The sequence below is a fragment of the Heyndrickxia shackletonii genome (assembly GCF_001420715.1).
In the GTDB taxonomy this organism is placed as follows: domain Bacteria; phylum Bacillota; class Bacilli; order Bacillales; family Bacillaceae_C; genus Margalitia; species Margalitia shackletonii.
Genome location: NZ_LJJC01000015.1, coordinates 265588 through 292322, shown reverse-complemented (window position 1 = coordinate 292322; position 26735 = coordinate 265588). Strand labels below are relative to the sequence as shown.

Annotated in this window: 20 protein-coding genes and 1 pseudogene; 16 read left to right on the top strand and 5 right to left on the bottom strand. The window is 38.0% G+C overall.

What is annotated here, in order from left to right; translation table 11 throughout:
- Nucleotides 1–11: 11 nt before the first annotated feature.
- A pseudogene (locus AN964_RS27205) lies at nt 12–345 on the top strand (NADP-dependent oxidoreductase); the annotation flags it as partial.
- Nucleotides 346–626: 281 nt separating this feature from the next.
- Here AN964_RS27205 and AN964_RS23165 read toward each other — a convergent pair.
- Nucleotides 627–938: a hypothetical protein gene (locus tag AN964_RS23165; RefSeq protein ID WP_055742170.1), complete on the bottom strand. Its 312-nt coding sequence runs from the start codon at nt 936–938 to the stop codon at nt 627–629.
- Nucleotides 939–1137: 199 nt separating this feature from the next.
- On the opposite strand from AN964_RS23165, the gene AN964_RS23160 reads away from it, so the two are divergent.
- The 4 genes from AN964_RS23160 to AN964_RS23145 all read left to right on the top strand — a co-directional run bounded on the left by AN964_RS23160 (nt 1138) and on the right by AN964_RS23145 (nt 5254).
- On the top strand, nt 1138–2502 hold the full coding sequence (locus AN964_RS23160) for an amino acid permease (protein ID WP_083489525.1): 1365 nt from the start codon (nt 1138–1140) through the stop codon (nt 2500–2502).
- 309 nt (nt 2503–2811) lie between these two features.
- Nucleotides 2812–3267, top strand: coding sequence for an IS200/IS605 family transposase (gene tnpA, locus AN964_RS23155; RefSeq protein WP_055742169.1), 456 nt, complete (start codon nt 2812–2814; stop codon nt 3265–3267).
- A 645-nt stretch (nt 3268–3912) separates the two neighbouring features.
- Nucleotides 3913–4374 carry a hypothetical protein gene (locus AN964_RS23150; protein ID WP_055742168.1) on the top strand — a complete coding sequence of 154 codons (462 nt, stop codon included), beginning with the start codon at nt 3913–3915 and terminating at the stop codon, nt 4372–4374.
- A gap of 217 nt (nt 4375–4591) precedes the next feature.
- Entirely contained in the window at nt 4592–5254 is a 663-nt protein-coding gene (locus AN964_RS23145) for a putative endonuclease domain-containing protein (RefSeq protein ID WP_055742167.1), read from the top strand.
- A 418-nt stretch (nt 5255–5672) separates the two neighbouring features.
- Here the strand turns inward: AN964_RS23145 and AN964_RS23140 are convergent, their stop codons facing one another.
- Nucleotides 5673–5885 (bottom strand): hypothetical protein, encoded by a 213-nt coding sequence (locus AN964_RS23140; RefSeq protein ID WP_244885910.1) that lies wholly within the window; start codon nt 5883–5885, stop codon nt 5673–5675.
- Between the two features lie 274 nt (nt 5886–6159).
- Here AN964_RS23140 and AN964_RS23135 point away from each other — a divergent pair, with 274 nt between their 5' ends.
- The 8 genes from AN964_RS23135 (at nt 6160) to AN964_RS23100 (ending at nt 15190) form a co-directional block, all read left to right on the top strand.
- Nucleotides 6160–7176 (top strand): oxidoreductase, encoded by a 1017-nt coding sequence (locus tag AN964_RS23135; protein ID WP_055742165.1) that lies wholly within the window; start codon nt 6160–6162, stop codon nt 7174–7176.
- Between the two features lie 168 nt (nt 7177–7344).
- On the top strand, nt 7345–7716 hold the full coding sequence (locus tag AN964_RS23130; protein WP_055742164.1) for a DUF956 family protein: 372 nt from the start codon (nt 7345–7347) through the stop codon (nt 7714–7716).
- 492 nt (nt 7717–8208) lie between these two features.
- A complete protein-coding gene (locus tag AN964_RS23125; protein WP_055742163.1) occupies nt 8209–9180 on the top strand; it encodes a mannose/fructose/sorbose PTS transporter subunit IIA in 972 nt (323 codons plus the stop codon).
- 35 nt (nt 9181–9215) lie between these two features.
- On the top strand, nt 9216–10022 hold the full coding sequence (locus AN964_RS23120) for a PTS mannose/fructose/sorbose transporter subunit IIC (protein WP_055742162.1): 807 nt from the start codon (nt 9216–9218) through the stop codon (nt 10020–10022).
- A 19-nt stretch (nt 10023–10041) separates the two neighbouring features.
- Nucleotides 10042–10953 (top strand): PTS system mannose/fructose/sorbose family transporter subunit IID, encoded by a 912-nt coding sequence (locus AN964_RS23115; RefSeq protein ID WP_055742161.1) that lies wholly within the window; start codon nt 10042–10044, stop codon nt 10951–10953.
- A gap of 419 nt (nt 10954–11372) precedes the next feature.
- A complete protein-coding gene (locus AN964_RS23110; RefSeq protein ID WP_055742160.1) occupies nt 11373–12335 on the top strand; it encodes a tRNA dihydrouridine synthase in 963 nt (320 codons plus the stop codon).
- Between the two features lie 289 nt (nt 12336–12624).
- Nucleotides 12625–12942: a Uma2 family endonuclease gene (locus AN964_RS23105; protein WP_055742159.1), complete on the top strand. Its 318-nt coding sequence runs from the start codon at nt 12625–12627 to the stop codon at nt 12940–12942.
- A 175-nt stretch (nt 12943–13117) separates the two neighbouring features.
- Nucleotides 13118–15190 (top strand): DUF4179 domain-containing protein, encoded by a 2073-nt coding sequence (locus tag AN964_RS23100; RefSeq protein WP_055742158.1) that lies wholly within the window; start codon nt 13118–13120, stop codon nt 15188–15190.
- A 95-nt stretch (nt 15191–15285) separates the two neighbouring features.
- On the opposite strand, the gene AN964_RS23095 is transcribed toward AN964_RS23100, so the two are convergent.
- Nucleotides 15286–17337: a S9 family peptidase gene (locus tag AN964_RS23095; protein WP_055742157.1), complete on the bottom strand. Its 2052-nt coding sequence runs from the start codon at nt 17335–17337 to the stop codon at nt 15286–15288.
- 503 nt (nt 17338–17840) lie between these two features.
- Here AN964_RS23095 and AN964_RS23090 point away from each other — a divergent pair.
- The 3 genes from AN964_RS23090 to pruA all read left to right on the top strand — a co-directional run bounded on the left by AN964_RS23090 (nt 17841) and on the right by pruA (nt 23930).
- On the top strand, nt 17841–19511 hold the full coding sequence (locus AN964_RS23090; protein WP_055742156.1) for a M4 family metallopeptidase: 1671 nt from the start codon (nt 17841–17843) through the stop codon (nt 19509–19511).
- Between the two features lie 296 nt (nt 19512–19807).
- On the top strand, nt 19808–22036 hold the full coding sequence (locus AN964_RS23085; protein ID WP_055742155.1) for an AAA domain-containing protein: 2229 nt from the start codon (nt 19808–19810) through the stop codon (nt 22034–22036).
- A 262-nt stretch (nt 22037–22298) separates the two neighbouring features.
- On the top strand, nt 22299–23930 hold the full coding sequence (pruA, locus tag AN964_RS23080; RefSeq protein ID WP_055742154.1) for an L-glutamate gamma-semialdehyde dehydrogenase: 1632 nt from the start codon (nt 22299–22301) through the stop codon (nt 23928–23930).
- A 157-nt stretch (nt 23931–24087) separates the two neighbouring features.
- Here the strand turns inward: pruA and AN964_RS23075 are convergent, their stop codons facing one another.
- Complete coding sequence (locus tag AN964_RS23075) at nt 24088–24852, bottom strand: SDR family NAD(P)-dependent oxidoreductase (RefSeq protein ID WP_055742153.1); 765 nt, start codon at nt 24850–24852, stop codon at nt 24088–24090.
- A gap of 86 nt (nt 24853–24938) precedes the next feature.
- Nucleotides 24939–26288 carry an APC family permease gene (locus AN964_RS23070; protein ID WP_235950461.1) on the bottom strand — a complete coding sequence of 450 codons (1350 nt, stop codon included), beginning with the start codon at nt 26286–26288 and terminating at the stop codon, nt 24939–24941.
- Nucleotides 26289–26735: the final 447 nt, after the last annotated feature.

The following is a 26735-nucleotide window of genomic DNA, read 5'->3' as shown; positions in this document are numbered from 1 at the left end:
TTGATTCCCGTTCTGATGCTGTATTCCCACTCCTTAATAAGTATGCTCATATTCCAATTTGCGGGGCAATTTCTTCCTATAATAATGTAAATATTGATATGGGTCCGCGTGTTCAAACTTATCTCATAAAAACTAGTGCGCTTATGAAAGGTTTCACACTTGGAGATTACTCTAATCGATTTAAAGAAGGTGGCGCAGCACTAGTCGCATGGTTAAACGAGGGGAAAACTTAAATATGAGGAAACCATTACAGAAGGATTCGACCATATTATTGATGCCTTTCTTGACCTATTTAAAGGAGCAAATCTTGGAAAGTCGCTCGTCAAAGTAGCGGATATTATGTAAAGGTGTGCACGTCTCTACAACAGTGAGTGTCAAAAATTTTGACTTTTTAGAAATAGATAAATAAAAATGACGTGTCTTTTTGACACGTCATTTTTGTTTAGGAAAACCCTAATACGCTTTTGTAGGATTGGCAAACCATTCTGCAATTTTATCCGCAATTACTTGGTCTTGGGCACCTTGAAGTAACAATTGAACAACATGATCGGGCAATGGTTTTGTCATGGAATTCGTTTACTTCTTTTCATATTGTTTTATTCGCTTCCAATAAGTCTCTCCTAGTTTTATTTCTCATTTAGAATTTTTGTGTTCCATAAGGGTTTCAAACAATTGTTCAGCTCAATATGAAGATAGGTTACAACCTTGACCTGCAATGGAATCGTTTTTTTAAAAAACACTATCTCCGCAGCCAACGAAAAGTTATTTTTATCAAGCAATACTGCTCCGAATAACGGGTGTAATAGCAGTTTGAAGAAAGCTATTTTCATCATCCAAAGCAAACTGTTCTTTATCGATTCTTCCGATTCTGGAAAACTGTTAAACTGTACTTTTCTTCTTAGAGGTAAAACTCTTCTGCCTATTTTATGCCTTTTCAATCCCCTCTTCCTATTTAGAAATTTGGTATTCCAATCGGAAAATTATCCTAGAATTCAATATAATTTTAACCCTTTTATTTAAGTAAGCCGGATGAGTTATTTGTCTACTTGAAAAATACAATTGAACTTTTTTACAGAATAATATTATAATTGAATAATAATTCAGATGAATAGATAGGCACAACAAGGGGGAAACAAAGTGGAAAAGGAAGAATTAAAGAGAGGCTTAAAATCGAGACATATTCAGATGATTGCGTTGGGTGGTACCATTGGTGTTGGTTTATTTATGGGTTCAGCAAGTACCATTCAATGGACTGGTCCATCTGTACTGCTTGCGTATATGCTGGCAGGAATTTTTATCTTTTTTATTATGAGGGCAATGGGAGAAATGTTATATGTGGAGCCAAGCACAGGTTCCTTCGCAACATTTGGTTATAAGTATATCCATCCGCTGGCAGGGTACTTAACGGCATGGAGCAACTGGTTTCAATGGGTAATTGTCGGTATGTCGGAAATTATTGCGGTTGGGACATACATGCAGTATTGGTTCCCTCATCTGCCCGCTTGGATTCCTGGGTTAGTTGCTTTTGTAATCCTTGGGGCAGCCAACCTTATTTCGGTTAAATCATTTGGTGAGTTTGAATTTTGGTTTTCTTTAATAAAAATCGTCACTATTTTAGTTATGATTGTTGCGGGGGTTGGACTCATTTTCTTCGGATTTGGCAATGGAGGAACCCCAACTGGGCTCGCAAATCTTTGGAAACATGGCGGCTTCTTTACAGGCGGCTGGTCAGGATTTTTCTTTGCTCTGTCACTTGTTATGGGGGCGTATCAGGGCGTTGAATTAATCGGGATTACAGCCGGAGAAGCAAAAGATCCACAAAAAACGTTAACAAAAGCGACCCAAAGCATTATTTGGCGGATTTTAATTTTTTATATCGGGGCCATCTTTGTGATTGTGACAGTTTATCCATGGAACCAGCTGAATTCAATTGGCAGTCCTTTCGTTGCCACATTTGCAAAGTTTGGAATTACTGCGGCAGCCGGTATTATTAACTTTGTTGTCATCACTTCGGCAATGTCCGGATGTAACAGCGGGATTTATAGTGCAGGCCGGATGCTTTACACATTGGGCGTAAATGGACAAGCACCAAAAATCTTTACAAAACTTTCTTCAAATGGAGTGCCCCTTTTAAGTACGATTGGTGTACTGATTGGTTTAGCAGTGGGAATTATTTTAAGTTATATTGCACCTAAAAATTTATTCGTCTACGTATATAGTGCCAGTGTACTTCCAGGGATGATTCCGTGGTTTGTTATTCTGATTAGCCAGATTCAATTCAGAAAAGCAAAAGGTGATAAAATGGCAAATCATCCATTTAAAATGCCTTTTACCCCAATTTCTAACTATCTGACTATCGTTTTTCTGGTTCTAGTATTAATAGCTATGTTGTTTAATAAAGATACCCGTGTATCGCTTATTGTGGGGATTGTTTTTCTGGCACTGGTTTCCATCAGTTATTACGCCTTTGGCATCGGAAAGCGTGTAGTAGGGAACGATTGAAACTAAAAAGGTCTTTTTTTTAAAATATCAATATTCTTACCGGGTACTTTCCTACAAAAACTGATTAGGGTTTATTTCGCTAAACCGTATTATAAGTAATTAAAGTTTTTAACAATTTTATAACAACAAGAAAAGCCTGTCCCTTCCAATAAACACGGTGGGGACAGTTTTTTTATTTAGTCTTTTTAAACCACAGGCTCTGCCTGTGTGCAAACGAAACTTGTAGAGTTGTATCAGAAAAAAAACTCCAATCGTTATAATAGAAGATGGCCGTCAAACCAACTTCAAATAACGAGAGGAGTCCTGCTCATGTCGAGCGACAATAGTTTATCACATACAAGGTGGAATTGTAAGTACCATATCGTATTTATTCCAAAGTATAGAAGAAAGATTGTGTACGGGAAATTAAGAAGAGATATAGGTGCCATATTAAGAAGATTGTGTGATATGAAGGATGTAGAAATTATCGAAGCGCATGCAATGCCAGACCATATACACATGTTAGTTAAAATCCCCCCAAAAATGTCCGTATCGTATTTTATGGGATATTTAAAAGGTAAAAGCTCTTTAATGATCCACGATAGGCATGCAAACTTAAAATATAATCATGGCAATCGTACATTCTGGGCAAAAGGCTATTATGTAAGTACGGTTGGCTTAAACGAAAAGACAATAGCAAAATATTTTCGAGAGCAAGAAGCAGAGGATCGTTTGCGAGACAACATGACCAAGCGAGAATATGTTGATCCATTCAAAGATAAATAGGAAAGTAAACGGTTGACGGTCAATTCGGAGGTCCCTTTAGGGACTTCGTTGGTAAAGTGCCCTTATAGGACGAAACTAAAACCGCCGGTTCTACCGGCGGATACTTACTTAACAGTAACCAAAGATGGATATAATCAAAACTTCGTAAAACATTAATTGGGAAAATTGCTGGAAATACTCTAAGAAAAATAATAGGTATGGGATTGTCACTAGTTCCAACTCTTTAAGTATAAGAGGATGTTGTTCAATGAAAAAAATCATTCCATTGTCATTTTAACTATAATAGAGAAATGGCAGAAAAAATGGACAATTAAGTTTGAACTGAACTTAAAACAGTGATTGTAACCGCCCGTATTTTATCGAATTTATTGGCAATATTCGGAGGAGTGACAACACTTTTCTAAAAAGTATTTGTCAAAATATTAGATAAACTATTGTTGACAAAATTAGGATTTCTTTTAAACTAAAAGTAGTTCCATCCCCAATAACTTCGACTAACAAAAATACTCATTTTTCCGTCCTTACTTATACCTGCTTCATGAAAAAACTTCTTTTACTCTGACAAAAACTTTACCTTCTCAGTTTAATTTCCTTTTAAAAAAACATATTAATCCCAAAAAAATTAATATAGGAGATGATAAATCTGTGGCATCGAATATTTATGCGACAAAATGCCCGTGTTGTGGACGTTCAGCTATAGAGGATTATTATTACAAAACGGGTGAACAATATACCTATTGCATGCGTTGTGGTTATAATTATTCAAAAACAATTGAAAAATGTACGACTGAATGCCTTGAATACAAAGAGGAAAAGAATGATGGAAATGGTGTAGTAGTTTTAGAAAAAAAAGACGGAAGCCGTAAAAAAATATTGTTGGATAGTGCTGTTACGGATGAGCAATTGGAAAACGATAAAACATCCTTTTTGGCTGATAATATCGATCAGAATAAAAGCTACTTAGTTTTATTTAGAGACGGAGTTTTCACAGTTCTTTTAGGGAATCCCCCTGAAAAATTCTATTTGTCCTTTGAAGAATATAAGGAAAAAATGTTTGCTAAGTATGGCGTTCCTGACTATGATTTCATGGTTCCTATTGAAGAATAGTTAGTTGATTTTAAAGGAAAATAAAAATTGTTTAGTCGAAGTTATGAATTCAATCCGGCACATTATCATTCATATCAAATTTCCCCGAGTCAACCTTTGCATGGAAAGAATACAAAAGACATCATTTAGTAGAGCTATTCCCGAGAATCTCATATTGATATATAGGCTATAAAGGGTGCTGTAATAGACTAGACCATTGGAGAGGAGCAGGGATACTGTGGGATTTGAAGAAGAATACCAGGCTTTTTTGAATATTCACTTGCAGGCAAGAACCGGTGAAAGGTTGCGGCGCTTGCAAGAAGGTCACAATCAAGCTGAAATGTTGTTTTTGAAGCAAGTGTGGTGGCCTTTATTTCACCATTTTCGATATCTTCATCCAGAATATGAAGTCGATGATTTCAAGGATGGCAAAAGGTATTTGGATTTTGCTTATATTCGACCCACCATCCAAATTTGCCTTGAAGTCGACGGGTATGGCCCACACCTAAGGAATATTAGCAGATGGCAATTTTCCGATAGCCTGGAACGTCAAAACCAGTTGGTGATTGATGGATGGACCGTGATCCGATTTTCATATGATCAAGTTAATGAGAAGCCTCGTCGATGCCAACAGATTGTTCAGCAAGTGATTGGCCAATGGCTGGGTGATGAACTGGATCAAACCTCTCTTTCCATTGTCGAAAAGGAAGTGCTGCGGCTAGCGATTCGAAAAGGAGAAGCCATATCCCCTGTTGAAGTCGAGAAATATTTGAAGCTAAGTGACAAGACAGTAAAAAAAGTACTTTCTCAACTAGTGGATAAAAAGATGCTGATTCCCGCATCTGGACTCAAAAGGATCCGCTCTTATCGATTGGGGGATCAGGTTAAAGGACCAATCTGAAAAATAGACGGAGAAATTCCGCTTATGTATTAATTAAAACAAAAAATATACTGAATAGACGGAGAAATTCCGCCTATTGACTCGGAAAACGCAAAAATGGCAGATTTTGCTTTACATAGTCGGAATTTCTCCGCTTATTTACTGCGAAATATGCTCCATTTTGCAGTTAGCCGGAATATCTCCGCTTATTTTTTTCGCTAGTTAGTTAAAAGGAAGTGAGATGAACGGGTTTCGTTAATTTTCATTTCTGTTCTTTAATTTTACTAACCAAAATAACTCATAACAAATAAGTGCCTATCATTATCCCATATTTACACGGGTAGTGGCACAACATCTATAGTGAGATTTAGAAAACAGGAATTGTATCAATCAATTGAAAAAGCTTTGATTCCAAAAAGGCGCGATCATCTCACGCCTATTAATCCATCTGTTCAGGAAGCAAACGGGCAGTATCCCCACGTGTTTCCTCGTTTTCAGTTCTGTTTTTAAAGGCTTCCCTGGTTACAAGGAATTCTTCGTCACCAAGCTCCTCTTTCGATGTTTTTTCTGCTGGTCCTGCATGTTTCGGAAAATCTCCGGGATGATTTTTATTTTTATGATTAAAATGTTTTCCTCGAGCCAAAATCGACACTCCTTTCATTTTCAACAGTAGCATTCCCGAAAAAAAGCGAAATAATTACCGAAGGGTTTCAACAATTATTTGGGTGGAATGTGGGTTTGAAGGGTGTCTCAGAAGAATTTATTTTGGTAGGTAGCCAAGGTTTGATTATAGAAGAATACATACTTATTTTCCCAATATACTTAAAACAGGAATTATTGATATTGGGTACCAAACAATTGCAAAGAACACTGGTCGAATAGTATCATCAAAAGATATTATATAAAAATATTATTAGGAGGCTGCTATGCTTACTATTGGTTATATTGGAAATGGGAAAAGCACGAACAGATATCATCTGCCGTTCGTACTGCAAAGAGAGAATATCAAGGTGAAAACAATTTATCAAAGAAATCCTAAGAATGAAAGTTGGGATAGGATTGCAGGAGTAAATTATACTTCTGATTTAGATGAACTATTAAATGACAAGGACATTCAACTGATTGTAGTTTGCACAAGAACGGACAGTCATTATGAATACGCAAAATTAGTATTAGAACATAATAAACACTGTTTGGTTGAAAAGCCATTTATGGAAACCTCAGAACAGGCTAAAGAAATATTTGCTATGGCAAAAGAGAAAGGCTTAATTGTTCAAGCGTATCAAAATAGACGTTTCGATAGTGATTTTTTAACGGTTCAAAAGGTCATTGCAGAAGGGAAAATAGGGGACTTACTGGAAGTGGAAATGCATTATGATTATTATCGTCCCGAAGTACCAGAGTCTGTACATGAATTTAACCCGATTGAGTCGTTTTTGTATGGACATGCGTGCCATACACTGGATCAGGTCATCAGCTATTTTGGCAAGCCGGATCATATCCATTATGATGTAAGGCAATTATTGGGCCAAGGAAGAATGAATGATTATTTTGATTTAGATTTATATTATGGTGTGTTAAAAGTTTCTGTAAAATCCAGTTATTTTAGACTCAAAGAAAGACCTAGCTTTGTTGTTTACGGTAAAAAGGGATGCTTTGTGAAAGAAACAAAAGATCGCCAGGAAGAGCATTTAAAGTTATTTTACATGCCTGATAACAAAGATTTTGGGATTGATACAATAAAACATTATGGTGTACTGACATATATGGATGAAGAAGGTACAATCCACGAAGAAAAAGTGAAATCCGTAAATGGTGATTATGGAAGAGTATATGATGATTTATATGAAGCCATCATAAATGGTAAAGATAAAACCATTACTGACGAACAGACGCTGTTGCAAATGGAAATATTAGAAACTGGAGTTAAAAACTTGAAGTAGCATAGTTAAACATGAATGGGGAACCTCGACAAATGAAGGTTCCCCTAATACTATATACAAATCAACATTTAGATTTAACAAGCTTGTACTTGTCCCAAGTATTTTTTGCTTAAAATACTAAAACGACGTATAATCATTTTTATTATAGAAAGAAATGGAGCACATCAAATGGTTCAATCAATCAATACAAAAGTCGATTTAGTTATGGATGCAACTGCGCATACAGGTCTTACAGATTATGGTAAAATCATGATTGGAGACAAAGGATTTGAATTCTACAATAATCGTGATGCTCGTAAATTTATTCAAATTCCTTGGGAAGAAGTTGATTACGTAATCGCTTCTGTCATGTTTAAAGGGAAATGGATCCCACGTTTTGCTATCCAAACTAAGCGAAATGGGACGTATACATTTTCTTCTAAAGACACGAAAAAAGTGTTGCGGGCAATTCGTGAATACGTTGATCCGAATCATATGGTCCAATCATTAAGTTTCTTTGATGTTATCAAACGAAGCTTCAAGAAAAATATTAATAAGTAATAGATACAAGACAGGTTGGAACTTGTCTTTTTTTGTTAGGACAATTCCAACATCGCTAAAGATAAACGGTTACAAAATTAAAGTAATTTAATAGCATCCCTCTTGAAAGAGGAATATCCGGTGTGCTATAATCTCCTATGGTAGCTCAATAAAGTGTTGCAGAAAACATTGAAATAGATTTTATTTGATGCAGGAGCTGTTTATTTTACACATCATGTACAGCGCTTGCAAAATAAATTTAAATAGCCATTATTTTTTACGTGTTACTGATTCGATCAGGCATGAGTGAAAAGTATTGATTGGAATGAAGCGTAAGGGGCATTCTATACCCAAATCTTCATTTAATCGACTTTTTGCTCATGCCTTTTTTGTTGTTTTTGTTGAAACTGTAACCGCTTTAGATGAGCTGGAAAAATACAGCTGAGAAAATACCGTTGGAAATTTTTATCCTGTTAATTGGCTGTAACAATAATAATAGAGGAGGTAAAAAAGATGGTAGGAATTATCATTGCTAGTCACGGTGAATTTGCCAACGGCATCTTGCAATCCGGAGAGATGATCTTTGGAAAACAAGAAAATGTAAAAGCCGTTACATTGATGCCGAGCGAAGGACCTGACGATGTAAAGGCAAAAATGAAAGAAGCAATCGCCTCTTTCGACAACCAAGACGAAGTATTATTCTTAGTCGATCTTTGGGGTGGAACTCCTTTCAACCAAGCCAATAGCTTGTTTGAAGAACACAAAGACAAATGGGCAATCGTTGCTGGTATGAATTTACCAATGTTGATTGAAGCTTTTGCATCGCGCTTCTCCATGAACACAGCGCATGAAATTGCCGCGAATATTTTGAGTCCAGCTAAAGAAGGGGTTAAAGTAAGACCTGAAGAATTGGAACCCAAAACAGCATCTGCTACAGTTGCTGCCGGTCCATCGAATGCAGGAGCTCCTGGTAAATTTGAATACGTGTTAGCACGTATCGACTCACGACTTCTTCACGGACAAGTAGCGACTGCTTGGACAAAAGCTACACAGCCTACACGTATCATCGTGGTATCTGACGCAGTAGCTAAGGATGAACTTCGTAAGAAATTGATCCAACAGGCTGCTCCTCCAGGTGTAAAGGCACACGTTGTGCCTATCCATAAAATGATTGAACTTGCAAAAGATGACCAACACTTCGGCGGTCAGCGCGCGCTACTTCTTTTCGAAAACCCGCAAGATGCACTTAGAGCGGTTGAAGGCGGCGTTCCATTGAAGACGATCAACGTTGGTTCTATGGCACACTCACCTGGTAAAGTTCAACCAAATAAAGTGCTAGCCTTTAACCAAGATGATATTGATACTTTCGCTAAGTTAAAAGAACTTGGTTTGAACTTCGATGTACGTAAAGTTCCGAACGATTCAAAAGGCGACATGGCCGAAATTATCAAGAAGGCTCAAGAGGAGTTAAACAGACAAAAATAACCTGACTATCAGGAGAAAAGGGAGGATTCATCATCATGGATTTGAATGTAATTCAAATAATATTAGTCTTTATCGTAGCATTTTTAGCCGGTATGGAAGGAATTTTGGATGAATTCCAATTCCACCAACCACTCGTTGCTTGTACGTTAATCGGCTTAGTTACTGGAAACTTAGTACCATGTCTTATCTTAGGTGGTACTCTTCAACTGATCGCTTTAGGTTGGGCAAACATTGGAGCTGCCGTAGCACCGGATGCTGCGTTAGCATCAGTTGCCTCTGCCATTATTTTAGTTTTAGGTGGACAAGGTAAAGCTGGTGTGTCTTCGGCAATCGCGATCGCTGTTCCGCTAGCAGTTGCCGGCTTATTATTAACCATCATCGTTCGTACGATTGCAACTGGATTGGCGCATCTTATGGATGCTGCAGCAAAAGAAGGTAACATCGGAAAAGTTCAATTTTGGCACATCGTCGCTATCTGTTTGCAGGGGTTACGTATTGCCATCCCAGCGTTATTAATCGTAGCAATTGGTGCTGGCCCAGTTAGAGACTTACTGACCTCTATGCCAGCTTGGTTGACTGACGGTTTAGCAATCGGTGGGGGAATGGTCGTAGCAGTTGGTTATGCAATGGTTATTAACATGATGGCTACAAAAGAAGTATGGCCATTCTTTGCGATTGGTTTCGTATTAGCGACTGTTTCACAAATTACACTTATCGGTCTTGGTGCTATCGGTGTGGCTCTTGCACTTATCTATATAACCCTTTCCAAACGAGGCGGTTCAGGTAATGGCGGAAACGGTAACACTGGTGATCCATTAGGCGATATTATTGATAATTACTAAGAAGGGGGAGGACATAAAAATGGAAAAAGAATTGAGATTATCAAAAAAAGATCGTATTTCTGTTTGGTGGCGTTCCACTTTCATCCAAGGTTCTTGGAACTATGAACGTATGCAAAACGGCGGTTGGGCATTTTCAATGATTCCCGCAATCAAAAAATTATATAAAACAAAAGAAGATCGTGCTGCTGCACTAAAACGTCACTTAGAGTTCTTTAATACACACCCATATGTTGCTTCACCTATTATTGGTGTAACTTTAGCGCTTGAAGAAGAACGTGCAAACGGTGCGCCGGTTGACGATACTGCCATTCAAGGGGTTAAAGTCGGTATGATGGGGCCTTTAGCAGGTATCGGGGATCCAGTTTTCTGGTTCACTGTTAGACCAATCCTAGGTGCGTTAGGGGCTTCTCTTGCGTTGACTGGTAACATCCTTGGGCCGATTATTTTCTTCGTTTTATGGAATCTGATTCGTATGGGATTCACTTGGTATACACAAGAATTTGGTTATAAAGCTGGTTCGAAAATTACGGACGACCTATCTGGAGGATTACTTCAAGATATTACGAAAGGTGCATCCATCCTGGGGATGTTCATCCTTGGTGCATTAGTTAACCGTTGGGTATCTGTAAAATTCACGCCAATTGTATCTTCCGTTAAACTTAGCAAAGGTGCTTATATTGACTGGGATAAACTGCCTTCTGGAGCGCAAGGAATTAAAACTGCGTTGGAACAGCAAGCTAGTGGTCTTTCATTAGAGCCTGTCAAAATAACTACTTTACAAAACAACTTGGATAGCTTAATTCCTGGTTTAGCTGGGTTGGCGATAACATTTTTATGCATGTGGTTGCTTAAGAAGAAAGTTTCTCCAATCGTAATGATTCTTGGGTTGTTCGTGGTTGGTATCGTCTTCCACTTAATACACTTAATGTAATATAATTTAGATTAGCACCTCCTGGTAGGATAAACCTATCGATTAAGGAGGTGCTTTTCATATGTCAAAACAAAATCTTACCATTGTCCCATATTGAAAAACATAAATACTTCTGCAAAATTTCCAGCAGTGTTTTCCCTGCCAATAATTTTTTTCACAAATTTAGGCAGGGACGAAGGGACAAGTATGTGATATGCCGATATCTAATGATTAGAGAGTTTCCAATAATATGTAGTAGAAACATGGACTGTATCTGTCCCTGTTATTTGTTAATATTAAAGGATATAGTAAGCAAAATATATTTTACTTTGATAAAAGTGCTTAAGCATGGTATAAGTGTAAAAGAAGCAGGGACATCTTTGCTTGATATTTTGGGGACAAGGGTTTGACCTGATGTCCCATAGTGAGAGGGATTGAAAATGAAAGATAATTTTTGGCGTGATTTACCACGACCATTTTTTATACTTGCACCAATGGAAGATGTAACGGATGTTGTTTTTCGCCATGTCGTGAGTAAAGCAGCCAGACCTGATGTGTTTTTCACGGAGTTTACAAACACGGTGAGTTATTGTCATCCTGAGGGGAACCAGAGTGTGCGTGGGCGTTTAACTTTTACAGAAGATGAACAACCGATGGTGGCACATATATGGGGGGATCAGCCCGAATATTTTAAGCAAACGAGTATTGGTGTGGCGAAACTTGGATTTCGAGGTGTGGATATCAATATGGGCTGTCCTGTGCACAATGTGGCAGCCAAAGGGAAGGGAAGCGGCCTTATCCTCCGTCCAGAAGTCGCTGCGGAAATCATACAAGCAGCAAAAGCTGGGGGATTGCCTGTAAGTGTGAAGACAAGGCTTGGTTACACGTATGTAGATGAATGGCGGGACTGGCTAACACATATATTGAAACAAGACATCGCTAATCTTTCTATTCATCTGCGTACAAGAAAGGAAATGAGCAAAGTAGATGCTCATTGGGAGCTGATTCCGGAGATTAAGAAACTTCGTGATCAGGTGGCACCAGATACACTTTTAACGATCAATGGGGATATTCCGGACCGTCAAACTGGCTTGAAGCTTGCTCATGAATATGGTGTCGATGGAATTATGATTGGGCGTGGTATTTTTACAAATCCATTTGCCTTTGAAAAAGAGCCGAAAGAACATAGCAGTGAGGAATTGCTGGATCTCTTAAGATTGCAGCTTGATCTTCATGATAAATATTCAAAAGAATTTGAGCCGCGTCCATTCAAACACCTTCTTCGCTTTTTTAAGATATATGTCAAAGGGTTTCGAGGTGCGAGTGAATTAAGAAATCAATTGATGGGCACAAAATCAACAGATGAAGTGCGTGCAATGCTTGATAACTTTAAAGAATGTTGACGGGACAAGGGGTCGGGAGGACATTTCAAGAAAAGAGCAAAGTGACTGTTAAAACTTTCTCTTTTCCTGTTTAATTGCTGTTTTTTTTTAAAATTAGCAAAAGCAAGAGAGGAGGACACAAGAGTTCTTTCTCTCTTTTCTTTTTTCCTCTATTCTTTCGCAAAACTATTTCTAAAATCCCAAACTTGTCCTATTTTGAGGAGCTGAATCCTGGTCCTTCATTGATTTTTATCTCCCCTTTAGCTAAGGTTTAATTAGCTAAGACCTAATCGCGGTGTATTTCAGTGTTGTGCAACCAGATTTGATGATTATATGTGATTTAGATGACCATTTGGATGAGAGGGACTATTACACGGGTGTACCAGCTCTTGTTGTGGAAGTGTTATCAGAAAGTACGCGAAGTAAAGATATCGTGAAAAAATTGGATCTGTACATGGAATCCGGTGTCAGTGAATATTGGATTGTCAATCCATTTAATAAGGAGATTACTATTTATCACTTCGAGCATCGTGATGTGAAAAGTGTCAGCACCTATAAACAGAATGAAACTGCACCGTCCTCCTATTTCGACGAACTTGAAATAGAAATGAATCGGATTTTTAAGTAGATAGATATATAGGGACGGATCCCATATTTCTTTTTTTGGAAACATGAGATCCGTCCTTATTGTTTCTTGAAAGTTCATAAAAGTTAATAAATAGGGGACTTCCAGTATTGCCAGTAACTTCCTCCTTCTATATCATAGTGTATAAAGAATATGCAAATAAGGGGGGAGGAAATTTATGATCACAGCAAAAATAGAATCCAATTCAATCACTTTGATAAGAGAAAAAAACGTGGAATCCGCCGTCGATTGGTTCAATCAGCATAAACAATCGTTCTATATTCTAGGTTGGTGTTATTTTAGGAATCAGCATCAAATAGAAGAGCTTTTTTACCGGTCCATTATAAAAGTGAACGAGGAGTTGCCTCGATTTAAAAATAAAACATCATACGAAACATGGATTACATCCATTTTTATACAAACCAGCCGGGAGCTTTCGGATGATAGAAGTTTACAAGTTTCGGAGGAAAGTGAACTACATAAGGATTTATTTAAAGCACTTAATCCGTTGAAACAGCTTGAAAAAGAAGCGGTTATTCTTACATATATATTAGGAATTTCTAAGCAAGAAACTGCACATCTTCTTAAGATTTCCGTGGAAGAGTTAAAAGATCATTTGTTTTCCGGAATCCAGTCACTAAAAAAAGGAATGGGGTATGAGTCAAGCTTTAATGGCTGTAAAGAATATCATAAGAATTACATCGATTACTTAGAAAAAACTCTGGATCGGTCGAAAAAGATTGATTTAGAGAAACATATTTACCATTGTCAAGAATGTCAGGATGATTTAAGTACCTTTCAGGATATCATGTTAACCATATTAAATTTTACTGAAAGGATGGACTACGTGCCATCTGGTTTTATGGAGAATGTCAAAGATAGGCTGGCAGAAAAGGAAAAGCATAGACAACGGAAGAGTAAAAAACGTAAAAAAATAGGACTTGTTTTTGCTAGTGTTTTCGTATTAGTAATGAGTATAGGGTTTTTTACAGGCTCGTTTACTGACCTCTACTATACATGGACAATAAAAGATCAGCAATTACGAGCCCTTTTGCAACACAACCTGGGTGAAAAGCTGAACTTGGTAGCGGAAAGTAATGGGGTAAAAATTAGAATTACAGGTGCGATTGCCGATGATGTTCAGACACTTGTATTTTATGAAATAGAAGATACAGCTGATGATAATCAATATGTGATAGGTTATGATGACGATGGTGTTGTTGTGGAGAACAAAAGTGAAATCATGAATCCTGAAACATATCCAAGGTACCATCCTCCTGACCTTAAATCGGATATAAACAATAAGGAAAAGAACGTGTATCACGGAAAGATGAGTCTGCAGCCGCTGACAAAGGATAAAGGGACCATCAAACTTACGATCACAAAACTTCAGAAAATTGTTCGTGATTCCTCTGACCGTAAACGTATTATTCCTTATGAGGACACGGGATATGAAACAGGGGAGTGGAACTTCGATATACCTGTAACAAAAAGTCCCTCTAAAGAATATGCATTGGCTGGAAAAACAAAAGTCGAGGGGGTGCCGGTTAGGTTTGAGAAACTAACCATTGCTCCAACGGCAACAATTTTGCAATTAGATGTTAATAATGGCCAGCCACAAAAGCGGATAGATTTTCTTAATGTTGATAATCTAGAAGTGAACAATAAAAAAGTGAAAACTGATATATATGGCAGCTCTTTTGCAAGTAATTACATGGATTGGAGTACTTTTCAGATACTCTTTGATCCACTTTTTGGAGAAAAACCAAAAGAGATTAACGTTCAATTCAATTCTGTTCATTTAACGATACAAGACGAAAAAACCATCAAATTGGATGCTTCAAAAGGTTATCCTCAGACCTTTGAATATGCTGGCAGCACCATTTCAATCGACAAGGTGGAAGTTGGACAGCCTGCCAATGTTGTGATAAGCAATCGTGAAATCAAGAATCGAGCATATGATTCACTTCAATTGGAGGTTGTGGGGAATGAGGAAAATGAGATTAATTCAAGAGAGATGAATTCTGAAGGAGTACTCATTGATAAAAACGGGGTCGAATATGATATAAATGATGTCTCTACTGTTTATGAGGAAATCGAGCAGCCTCGCTATTTGGCTACTGTTCAAAACATAATGTTGGAAAGTAACAACACTGGAGAGAAGGTAATTCCTAAAAAACTGGTGATTCATGGATATAATACAACAAAATATTTAGATGATGTTGTGAAGCTTTCGTTGAAACATAATTGAATTAAAAAATTCACCGGTGCCACATATTAACTGGACATTTTTAAGGCGCAATTATGATCATATCTTAACCCCCGATTACCGGGGGTCTTGATTTTTTATTCGGTAGCGACACCAAGCTTATTAAGAATAAATGCATAGCAAGCGGCAGCTTCCTTTAAGTGGTTGAAACGACCTGATGCGCCGAAATGACCCGCTCCCATATTCGTTTTGAGCACTAGGACATTGTCATCGGTTTTTACGGCTCTAAGGCGTGCAACCCATTTGGCCGGTTCCCAATAAGCGACCCTTGGATCGTTCAAACCAGTTGTGACATACATATGCGGATAGTCTTTCGCTTCTACATTGTCGTATGGGCTATATGACTTCATATAGAAATAGTCATCTCTATTTTGCGGATTGCCCCATTCATCCCATTCAAGGGTGGTAAGGGGAATCGTGGCATCGAGCATTGTCGTGACTACATCGACGAACGGTACTGCCGGAACAATGACCTGAAACAGTTCACCGGCCATGTTGGCCACTGCGCCGACTAGCAAACCTCCCGCACTGCCTCCGCGGGCAGCCATTTTACTTGAGGTTGTGTAGCCCTGCTCAATAAGATATTTCGCTGCAGCGATAAAATCGGTGAATGTGTTTCTTTTATTCTGCATTTTTCCGTCTTCATACCAGCTGCGTCCCATTTCGGAACCGCCACGCACTTGTACAGTAACCCATATAATTCCTTTTTCCAATAACGGAATACGATACGGGTCAAAATGTGGATCGCTGTTTGCACCATACGATCCATACGCGTACAAAATTAACGGCGCAGGCCCAGACCTAAGCGCTCCTTCTTGATAGACGATGTTCATCGGCACTTTGGCTCCATCCTCGGCTATCGCCCACAACTGCTCTTGACGAAAACGGGAACGATCATATTCTCCGCTGACAGGAGCAACTTGCAAAAGTTGCTTCTCTCCAGTAAGGAGATTCAGCCCGTAAGTTGTTTTAGGTGTGAGCAAGGATTCATATTGGATTAATACTTCCGCTGTCTCATAGCTTTGATCGGATAAAATCGACACGGTGTAAAGAGGTTCATCCCATTCAATTCGCTGTAACTCTCCTTCACGAAGTACCCAGATTTGCGTCAACCCGTTCTCGCGTCCAAAGATAAGCAATGCATCTCGAAAAGGGTACATGGCTTGAAGATAGTGATCTTCGTTATACGGGGCGACTTTTACCCGTGAATCGAGGTCACCTAGAGGGCAACGGAGTAACTGAAAGTTCGGTGCCCCTTCGTTTGTCAGGATGAGCAGTTCATCTCCCCAATGCTCGACATCATATTCTAATCCCTCTCGCCGTCCATCTAATAGCTGTAAAGGTGATAACGGGGAATCAGCATCTATCATGCGAATCTCGCTCGTCGTTTTCGATCTTGAATGTACAAAAATAAATTTACCACTTAATGATTTATACATACTTAAGGTAAAAGTAATATCTTTTTCTTCAAAAATCAGCTGATCATTTTCCACATCACTGCCTAAACGATGGCGCCACAACTGGTATGGGCGTTGACTTTTATCAACGGTAATGTAAAAAATGTATTCCCCGCACCTGCTCCATTCCATACTGCCATATAAAAAGACATCTGGAATTCGGTCGGACAGAAGCTCGCCAGTTTTCATGTCCTTGACATGGATGGTATATCGGTCCGTGCCATCCCGATTCTCCAAATAAGCGAGGCGGTTATGATCGGTACTCATACGCTGCATCGTTACGCTTAAATATTCACCATCTTTGGCTAATTCATTTAGATCAAGCACTACTTCCTCTGGCACTTTTGGCAAAAGATCTCGGCTTGTCGCCTGCTTACGTGCATAGATTGGATATTGCTTGTTTTTGTCCAAACGGGAATAGTAGAAGTATGGTCCATGCTGCACCGGCACTTTCACTTCTGAATCGGGAACACGGTCAAGCATGCTTTGATAAATTAGTTCGGTTTGTTTCTCCAATGGGCGCATGATTTCATCGTAATACCGATTTTCTTCCTCTAAATAATGGATGACCTCCGGATTGGTGCGATCCCTGAGCCAATAAAAGTCGTCTTCGCGTACATCGCCATGCAATTCATGGGGATGAGGAATGCGTTTTGCTATAGGTGGTTTCATAAAATCCTCCTTTCGTTATAGGTAATATTTCGTGAAATGGTAGGTGAATTCCTCTTTTTTCGACTTAATACTATTGGTGAGTAGAAAATGAAACTTCATTAGTAATTACAGCTGAAAAAATGTAAGCGAGTTTTTGTTTCCCAGGCTAAGAGTTTGGGGAATTCCCTGTTAAATGGTCTTGCAACTTTACTCAGATTTGTTCTTGTGTATGCTGACATAGGCACTCTGCCAAACCAACTATCATTCTACCTTTCATACTCCTAATTAAATGGTAAAGTCCCCTATTTCTATTATTAGGTTTTATAAGCAACGACAATTGCAATAGAAAATTCCATTCATTTAACAACATATTATTAATGTCATACGATTCATTCTACCTATTACAGCAAGTTTTATAGGATTTTATTGCTATTATTTTAAAAATTAAAATAATTCTAAGTATTCATGTAAATTATTTTCCTATTATTTATAATTATGGTGAGTAAAATAAAGGGGGAATAGAGTTGAAGAAAAAGTTTATTGTACCTGTAGCTCTGTCGTCAGTGATTTTGGTAGGTTCTATCCCATTAAGTGGTGTATTTGCGAAGCCTATTGATTCGAAGGTGGTTAGTAGTGTACAAGTTGCTAAAAAGTGGAATGAGAAAGCAAGTGTTCCTTTTTTTGTGAAGGATCGATTTACAGAGAAATTCTCTTCTAGCACTTCTTCCAATGCATTAAATTATTTGAAGAAAAACGAAGATAAAACCGGAATAAAACATCCAGATAAAAATCTTAAAGTAAAAAGTACAGAAAAAGATAAACTTGGTATGACGCATGTCCGTTTCAATCAGACAATAAATGGACTTAATGTAGAAGGATCAGAAGTTATTGTTCATTTTAATAAGAATAATGAAGTAGTATCCGTCAATGGACGAATCAATCAGACGATTGACGATGGTACTGTGGACACTACTGCTTCTTTAAGTAGTGATGATGCACTAAAGACCGCATTAACCTCTGTTAATGCTCCTGACGAACTGACATATGAACCAACTTCTGAGCTTGTGGTTTATCCTTTTGAAGGGGAAAATCATACAGCTTATAAAGTGAATGTTAACTTCATGGGGGATGAACCTGGTAATTGGTTTGTCTATGTGGATGCAAAAACGGGAGAAGTCATTGATAAGTATAACGGTATAATGGATTTTGATGAATTCAAACCACAAAATGGTGTTGGAAAAGGTGTGCATGGGGCTCACAGGGATTTACATATCTCCCAAGTGAAGGAACCGAAATCTGGAACAAAGTTTGCTTTAGCAGATTTGGCACATGAGAATCTTGGAGGTATATTTACGTTCGATTCTAAAAATGACACGAATACTAAAAATGATACTCTTTATGTTGGGAATTCTGCTGCATTTATCGGTGATTATGATCGAGCTGCAGTGGATGCACACTATAATTCAGAGAAGGTATATGAATACTATCTGAAGGAACATGGCCGAAATTCCCTTGATGGGAAAGGGATGGCTATTAACTCCTATGTTCACTATGATAAAAACTATAATAATGCTTTCTGGAATGGTGCTTGGATGACCTATGGTGATGGAGACGGTGAGTTCTTTATTTCACTATCTGCAGGTCTTGACGTTGCTGCCCACGAGATGACTCATGGTGTTATTTCCCATACCGCAAACTTAGTATATCGCAATCAACCTGGAGCGCTTAATGAATCCTTTACAGACGTCTTTGGTGCACTCGTTGACGATAAAGATTGGGAAATAGGCGAGGAGATTATGGCACCGGCTGCTAAAGCCAATGGTGTAACGAGATTGCGCAGTATGAGTGATCCAAATAGTGTTGTAGTTAGTAATGCACAAAGAGCTGCATATGGCAGCGGAGTTTATCCGGCACATATGAAGGAATATTATAATATGCCGCAATCAGTAGATAACGGCGGTGTCCATGTGAACTCCTCGATTACGAACCATGCCGCATACTTAATTGGTCAGGAAATTGGAAGAAAGAAATTAGGACAAATTTATTATCGAGCAATATCCGTTTATTTAACTCCAAATTCCAATTTTAGTGACGCACGTAAGGCTATTGTTCAGTCTGCAATTGATTTATATGGGGAAGGAAGTGCAGAAGAAGCTGCTGCAAATTCTGGATTTGATGCAGTGGGAATTTACTAAGTAAAGTTTCTGTTTCAAAACAAGGAAAAAAATAAGGTTATGTAAAAAAAACGGAATTAAAACAGGTGCTATCCAGGAAGTAAGAAAATCTTACTATTTGGATAGCACCTTTATCTTTTCCATCTACTTCCGTTTTTTAAAATTCCAATTATATGGATTTACGTTATTCTATGAGTCTAATTATTGTATGATAGAGTATGAACTTATGAGCGAAAGAAGTAAGGACAATGTCCTAATAAGAATAGATATAGGTATAACTACCTTTCTTATAAGTAGTAAATGACAAGGTGAAGCAAATGACAACAACGAAAACGTATATAAAAGAATGGCAGAACGCACTGCAACATGAGATTAATCACTTAAAAAAATTTGGCGGAAGCCGCTATTCTGTTACAAATGGAAGGCTGTTATCAAATGACGGCCCTTATAGCTATTATTTTGATACAGCTATCTCATTAAGGATACCGGTTGGTTCATCCATAAAATTGGAATGGGGAACGATGAAAAGTAGTGGAAAGATACTTTCCTCAGAAGGCAGGGGAGTTATTCTTGAGTTAGAACAAAACTTTGGCGATCTCATCCCGGATGCAAATCTGCTGCATGACCCTTGGGAATTGCTAGAACAATTAATAGAGCGCTTGGATGAAATCAAGAAAAGCAAACAAAAGCGGCTGCGAGTGAAGAGATTGATGAATCCTTCCATGGAAACTAAACATCCTAAGGCGAAGATCAAGAGTAATGTCCATGAATTGATTTTGAGGTCTAAATACAATCCTGCCACGTTCGTCTGGGGGCCTCCAGGTACCGGAAAGACCTACACCTTGGCAAGAACTGCAGCAAACAAATATTTTCAGAAGAAAAAAGTGTTGATTTTATCGCATAGCAATCAAGCTGTCGACGTTTTGATGGGTGAACTGACAGATTTTATTAAAAAGAAAAAAAGATTCCGAGAAGGGGATGTGCTTCGCTACGGCGGAAACATCGGGGAAACGTTATCTGCCCATCACGAAATTACCGCAAATCTGCTTATTGAAAAGCAGGACCCCCTACTTGCACAGGATAGAGAGAGACTAGGTGAAGAAAGACGTCACTTAAAGCAAGACTTGGCCAATTCTTTCAGTAAACGAGATTCGGAACATCTGCTGGAACTAGAAACAAAGTTTTCTAGGATACTGGAAAAAATTCGGAAGAAAGAAGTCCAATTAGTTAAAGATGCGTTCATAGTAGGAACGACGCTGGCAAAGGCGGCAAGTGACAGCGCTGTTTATGAACCGGATTATGACATCGTCATCCTCGATGAAGCAAGTATGGCCTATGTGCCACAGGCAGCTTTTGCCGCGGCCTTAGGAAAGCGGGTCATTATTTGCGGTGACTTCAAGCAATTGCCTCCGATTGCTTCAAGCAGGAATCCGCTTGTTTCCGAATGGCTAAAAGAGGATGTGTTCCATAAGGCAGGTGTGGTGGAATGGTTGAATGAAGGGAAGCTTCACCCTCAGCTCTTTTTATTAAAAGAACAGCGGAGGATGCACCCGGATATTTCAGCTTTTACCAATCGATACATCTACCATTCTCTTGTTGGAGATCACGAAAGTGTTTCTAAAAGCAGAAATAGCGTTACTCGTCTCGCTCCTTTTAAAGATCAAGCTGCTGTGCTTATAGATACAAGTTTCACGGGCTTGCATTGTGTAAGTGATAAAACAACTAATTCCAGATTTAATCTATGGCAACTATTGCTGTCTTTTCAATTGATTCATGAGTCATATTTGGGTGGGGCAAAATCAATTGGGTATGTGACACCTTACCGTGCACAGGCGAATCTTATGGAAATGCTTCTTGAGGAGATATATGAGAAAGAGCGCAGCGGGGCGGATATTATTGCTGCTACTGTCCACCGATTCCAGGGGAGTGAACGGGATGTGATGATATTTGATACGGTCGATAGTACCCCGCAAGATCGAGCCGGTATGCTAGTCACCGGCAAGGACAGTGAACGATTGATTAACGTAGCGATTACGAGAACGAAAGGGAAATTTCTGCACGTTAGCAACAGAAATTTTATCGAAAGCCACCTATATAAAGGAAAAACACTTCGAAAACTTGTTGACCATCAGGTTCGGAACAAACAAACGGTCACAACGAAAGAAATAGGTTCATGGATTCGAAATCAACACCAAAAATTAAGGTGGATTCATGCGCGAAAAGTGGAAGCGGTTTTTCAAGACCTGAGATCGGCAACGTCATCGATTACCATCTCCCTTCCAGAGGGTACCAAGTTATCCGAAGAATGGAATAGACAGTTAATAAATAGAGGAAAACAAATTAAATTGACCGTTATTTCCAATCAAAAGTGGAGAAGCTGTGATGTCTGGATTGACCAAAGATTTCCGTTTCCTTTTGTGATTATTGACGATAAAATTTTATGGCTGGGACTTCCGCTCGAAGGCGCAAAAGGAGTACAGCCCCCTTTTGTGGCAGCTAGACTTCGTTCGAATAACGTATGTGAATATTTATTAAAACAGATTTAGCTAAGTGGTTTTCCGATAAAATATTTTAATGTGTCATCATTATAAAAACAGCAATTATTAGCTTTGATTTAATAGTATTAAATATTTCCAAACTGAGTGCTACGGCATTTCAGGAAATATCCTAAATGACCCAAAATTAGGAATTTGAATTCGTTTGCAGAAAAGAAAGTATAAGAATAAAAAGTATGTTATAATTTGTCGAAGAAGATGAAATTTTGATATTAAAGTGACAAATTTTTTAAACAGGAAGGAATGTTGAAGAATGAGCAATGGAATTTTCAAAATCCCAACACCTAAAAATGAGCCTGGCAATACTTATGCTCCAGGTACAAAAGAAAGAGAAACATTAAAAGCAGAATTAAAACGCCAATCTGATATTGTAGTAGATATCCCTGTGATTATAAATGGAGAAAATATAAAGACAGATACAGTGAAGCAAGTCGTTATGCCGCATGATCATAAACATGTTCTAGCAAACTATTCACAAGCTGGTGAAAAAGAATTGCGTGAGTCGATCGAAGCTGCAATGGCTGCGAAAGAAGCATGGGCAAATATGCCATGGGAACACCGTGCATCTATTTTCTTAAAGGCTGCTGATTTAATCTCTGGCCCTTACCGTGATCTAATTAATGCTTCTACTATGTTAGGACAATCTAAAACAGCTTATCAATCAGAAATTGATGCTGCTCAAGAATTAGTAGATTTCTTACGTTATGACGTTGATTGTGCTAATCAAATTTATCAAATTCAACCAAGCAGTGCGAAGAATATCTGGAACCGTACAGATTACCGTCCATTAGATGGTTTTGTATTGGCAATTTCTCCATTCAACTTCACATCCATTGGTGCGAACTTACCGGTAGCACCCGCAATTATGGGGAACGTAGTCGTTTGGAAACCAGCAACAACTTCTTTACTATCAAACTACTACTTTATGCGTGTATTAGAAGAAGCAGGATTACCAAAAGGAGTAATCAACTTTGTACCTTCTCGTGGTTCACAAGTATCAGAAGTAGTATTAACAGACCCTCGTATGTCTGGATTCCACTTTACGGGATCAACAAGTACGTTCCAAACAATTTGGAAAACAGTAGGAGAAAACATTGCTAACTATCAATCTTATCCTCGTTTAATTGGGGAAACAGGCGGAAAAGACTTTGTATTTGTTCATGAAACTGCACAAGTAGATAAAGTGGTAGCGAACCTTGTTCGTGGCGCTTTTGAATACCAAGGTCAAAAATGTTCAGCAGCTTCCCGCGCTTACATTCCAGCTAGTCTTTGGGAAGAAGTGAAATCTGGATTAGTAGAGGAAACTGCGAAACTTAAAGTAGGCGATATCCAAGACTTTAGAAACTTTATGGGTGCTGTCATTGATAAAGCTGCTTTTGATTCCATTACAAGCTATATTGATTTTGCTGCAGCTTCTGAAGAGGCAGAAATTATTGCTGGTGGTACGTATGATGATTCTGTTGGATATTTTGTTCAACCTACCATCATTGTGACAACAAATCCAAACTTTAAAACAATGGTAGAAGAAATTTTTGGACCGGTCTTAACGATTTATGTATATGAAAATGATAAATTAGAAGAAACATTGGAAGCAGTAGATACAGCGTCTATCTATGCATTAACAGGTGCAATCTTTGCTCAAGACCGTGAAGCGATTATTCACTTAGAACGCCGCTTATCCGGTGCAGCTGGAAACTTCTATATCAATGATAAACCAACTGGTGCAATGATTGACCAACAACCATTTGGCGGTTCCCGTGGTTCTGGTACAAACGATAAAGCAGGTTCCGTATTTAACATGGTTCGTTGGACAAGTCCTCGTGTTATCAAAGAAAACTTTGCTCCAACTGCAGAAGTTGCATATCCGTTTATGGATGCAGAATAATTCTTTTAAAAAAGAGGTTGAAATGTTTTGGTTTCAACCTCTTTTATTTTTAAAATGAAGTAGATAATTGAATCACCCTTCCCTTATAGGAAGGCAAGACTTGGAAGATTGTTAGCTGAATAAAAAAGGTAAAACAGCTTTCAAATTAATTAACTATTTATACTCCTGCAGTAATTCCTCCATCTGCAATAATCGGAGAGCCTGTCAAAGCAGAAGAATCATCTGATGCTAAAAATGTTGCTACTTTAGCGATTTCAATAGGTTCGATAGGTCTGCCGATAGGTTGAATAGAATCAATATCTTTAAGAATGGCTTCTCTTCCACCAAATAAATCAGCATGTGCATCGTTGAATGTTGTATCTACCCAGCCAGGACAGATACAATTTACCCGAATATTATCTTTTGCATAATCTAGAGCCATTGCTCTTGTCAGCATAAGAATGGCACCCTTAGAAGAAACATAAGCTGAAAGGCGTGGTTCTGCAACGAAACTATTTGCGGAAGCGGTATTGATAATAGAACCTCCACCAGATTGTTGCATTATCGGAATGACATGTTTTGATACTAAAAATTGGGATTTGACGTTTACATCCATTGTTCTATCCCAAATATCTTCTGTTAATTCGGTCACGGAACCAGGAATGTTAATAGCTGCATTGTTGCATAAGATATTAATTTTGCCAAATTTTTCGACGGTAAATGCTACAAGTTCTTTTACATTCTGCTCGGAGGATACATCTGTTTTAAAAAAATAAACATTATGCCCTTCATTCTGTAATTCAGATGCAAGAGCTTGTCCTTCCTTCTCTAAAATATCGGAAATAATGACACTTGCTCCCTCATTTACAAAATCTCTTACCATCGCTTCGCCAATTCCTCGTGCACTACCCGTGACAATTGCTACTTTATTTTTTAATCTCATTAAAAATTCCTCCTCGTATAGATGTTGTTTTCTATTAATTTATATTTCTGTGGAAAGGATAATTTACGTTTTCCTGAAATAGCATATTACATTTTATAATTTTCCATGGATGGACCAGCCTGTTTGTAACCTTTTGATTTAATAAATCCAATTACTCCACCAACGAAAATCCAAGAAATTCCTACCAATTTTGTTTTCATATCGAACCCTGACCAAACAAAGGCACAAACTGCAAATCCGATGAATGGGAATAAAAGGTGATAGAAAAAACCTTTGATTCCACGTTCTTTCCTTTTAAAGAAGAAATAAACAATCACAGAAAAGTTAAGAACAGTGAATGCTGTAACTGCACCAAAGTTTACGAACATTAAAATAGTTTCAATAGGTACTGATAAAATTAGGACAACGGATATTATCATGGATAAAAGAATTGCATTCGCTGGTGTCCTGAATTTAGGTTGAATATGTTTTAACCATTGTGAACCAGGAAGAAAATTATCTCTACCCATTGCAAATAAAACACGGGCAACTGCTGATTGAACATTTAGCGTTACAGCAAGTCCGACTGCTACAACATTAATAATGATCATAGCAATATAGAAATAATAACCGCCAATTTCTTTGGAAATATCAAATAATGCCATGTCTGGATTTAAATTCATATACTTTGAATGAGCTAAAGAAGCCAAATAGGTTTGAATTAAGAACAGCATGGCTGTTGTGACTAATGCCACTACGGTTGCTTTACCGACCGTCTTTTTAGGTTCGGTTACTTCTTCTGCTAATGTACTAATACCGTCAAATCCCACGAATCCCAGCAATATGATGGAAGTAGCAGTTGCAATGAATTTCCAAGAAATGTGTTCAGGTTGTAAAATTGGAGCTAACGAGAAGCCGCCCATTCCTAAACCTTCGATAAAGACAAATTTGATTGCAAATCCTAAAAAGATAATTAGTGCAGCAATTTGAACCCAAAATAAAAATGAGTTTACTTTCGCATTTAATTCTATTCCACGAATATTGATCAATCCTGTAAGAATAATGAAGACAATGGCTAAAAATTTTGTATTAACCCCTGGAAAAATACCTGTTAGCCACAAACCAGAAAATAAACACATTAGTGCCGGACATAAAATATAATCGGATAAAATAGTCCATCCAGCCAAAAAACCAACATGCGGATTCAACCCTTTTCCTACGTATGAATATACAGATCCTGCATATGGAAACTCTCTGCTAAACCTGGCATAACTCAAAGCAGTAAAAAACATCAGAATGGCACCAATTAAATATACTAACGGAACCATTCCGTAACTAGCTTGGGCTACTGATCCGAATACCTGATAAGGAGCAAGCGGAGACATTGTAATCATCCCGAAGATGATTAAGTTCCTCATGGAAAGACTCCTTTTTAATTCTTGTTTTTCTGCTTGCAAAAATATGACCTCCTCTAGTTGAATTACCTACGGGATATAGGTGAATGGTCTTATGGATATTTATAACAATTATGAATTTGGGGTTTAGTCGAAAGATTGAGAAAATTGTTATAAATATACGAATATATTACCATTGGTAATCATTTTTTACCATATATTTTGACAAAAAAGGATAGGACTTGTGTTTCACTCAATGGGAAGAAAAAAGGCAGGTAGACATAGCAGTAGATTACGTCTGAGAAATAAGCGTAAAAATTGGGAATATGAATGAATGCAGGTAAGAGTATTAATAATCAGCAGTTATAGAATCTAGCACAAAAAGAGACGGAAAATGCCTTCAAATCATGTCAGATTGTTTCTCCTTTTTGAAAGTTTGCAAAAGAAATCAGTAACATGAAAGGTTATAATTATTTTAGGATACCTTCATGTTGATGAGTAAGGGGGGAT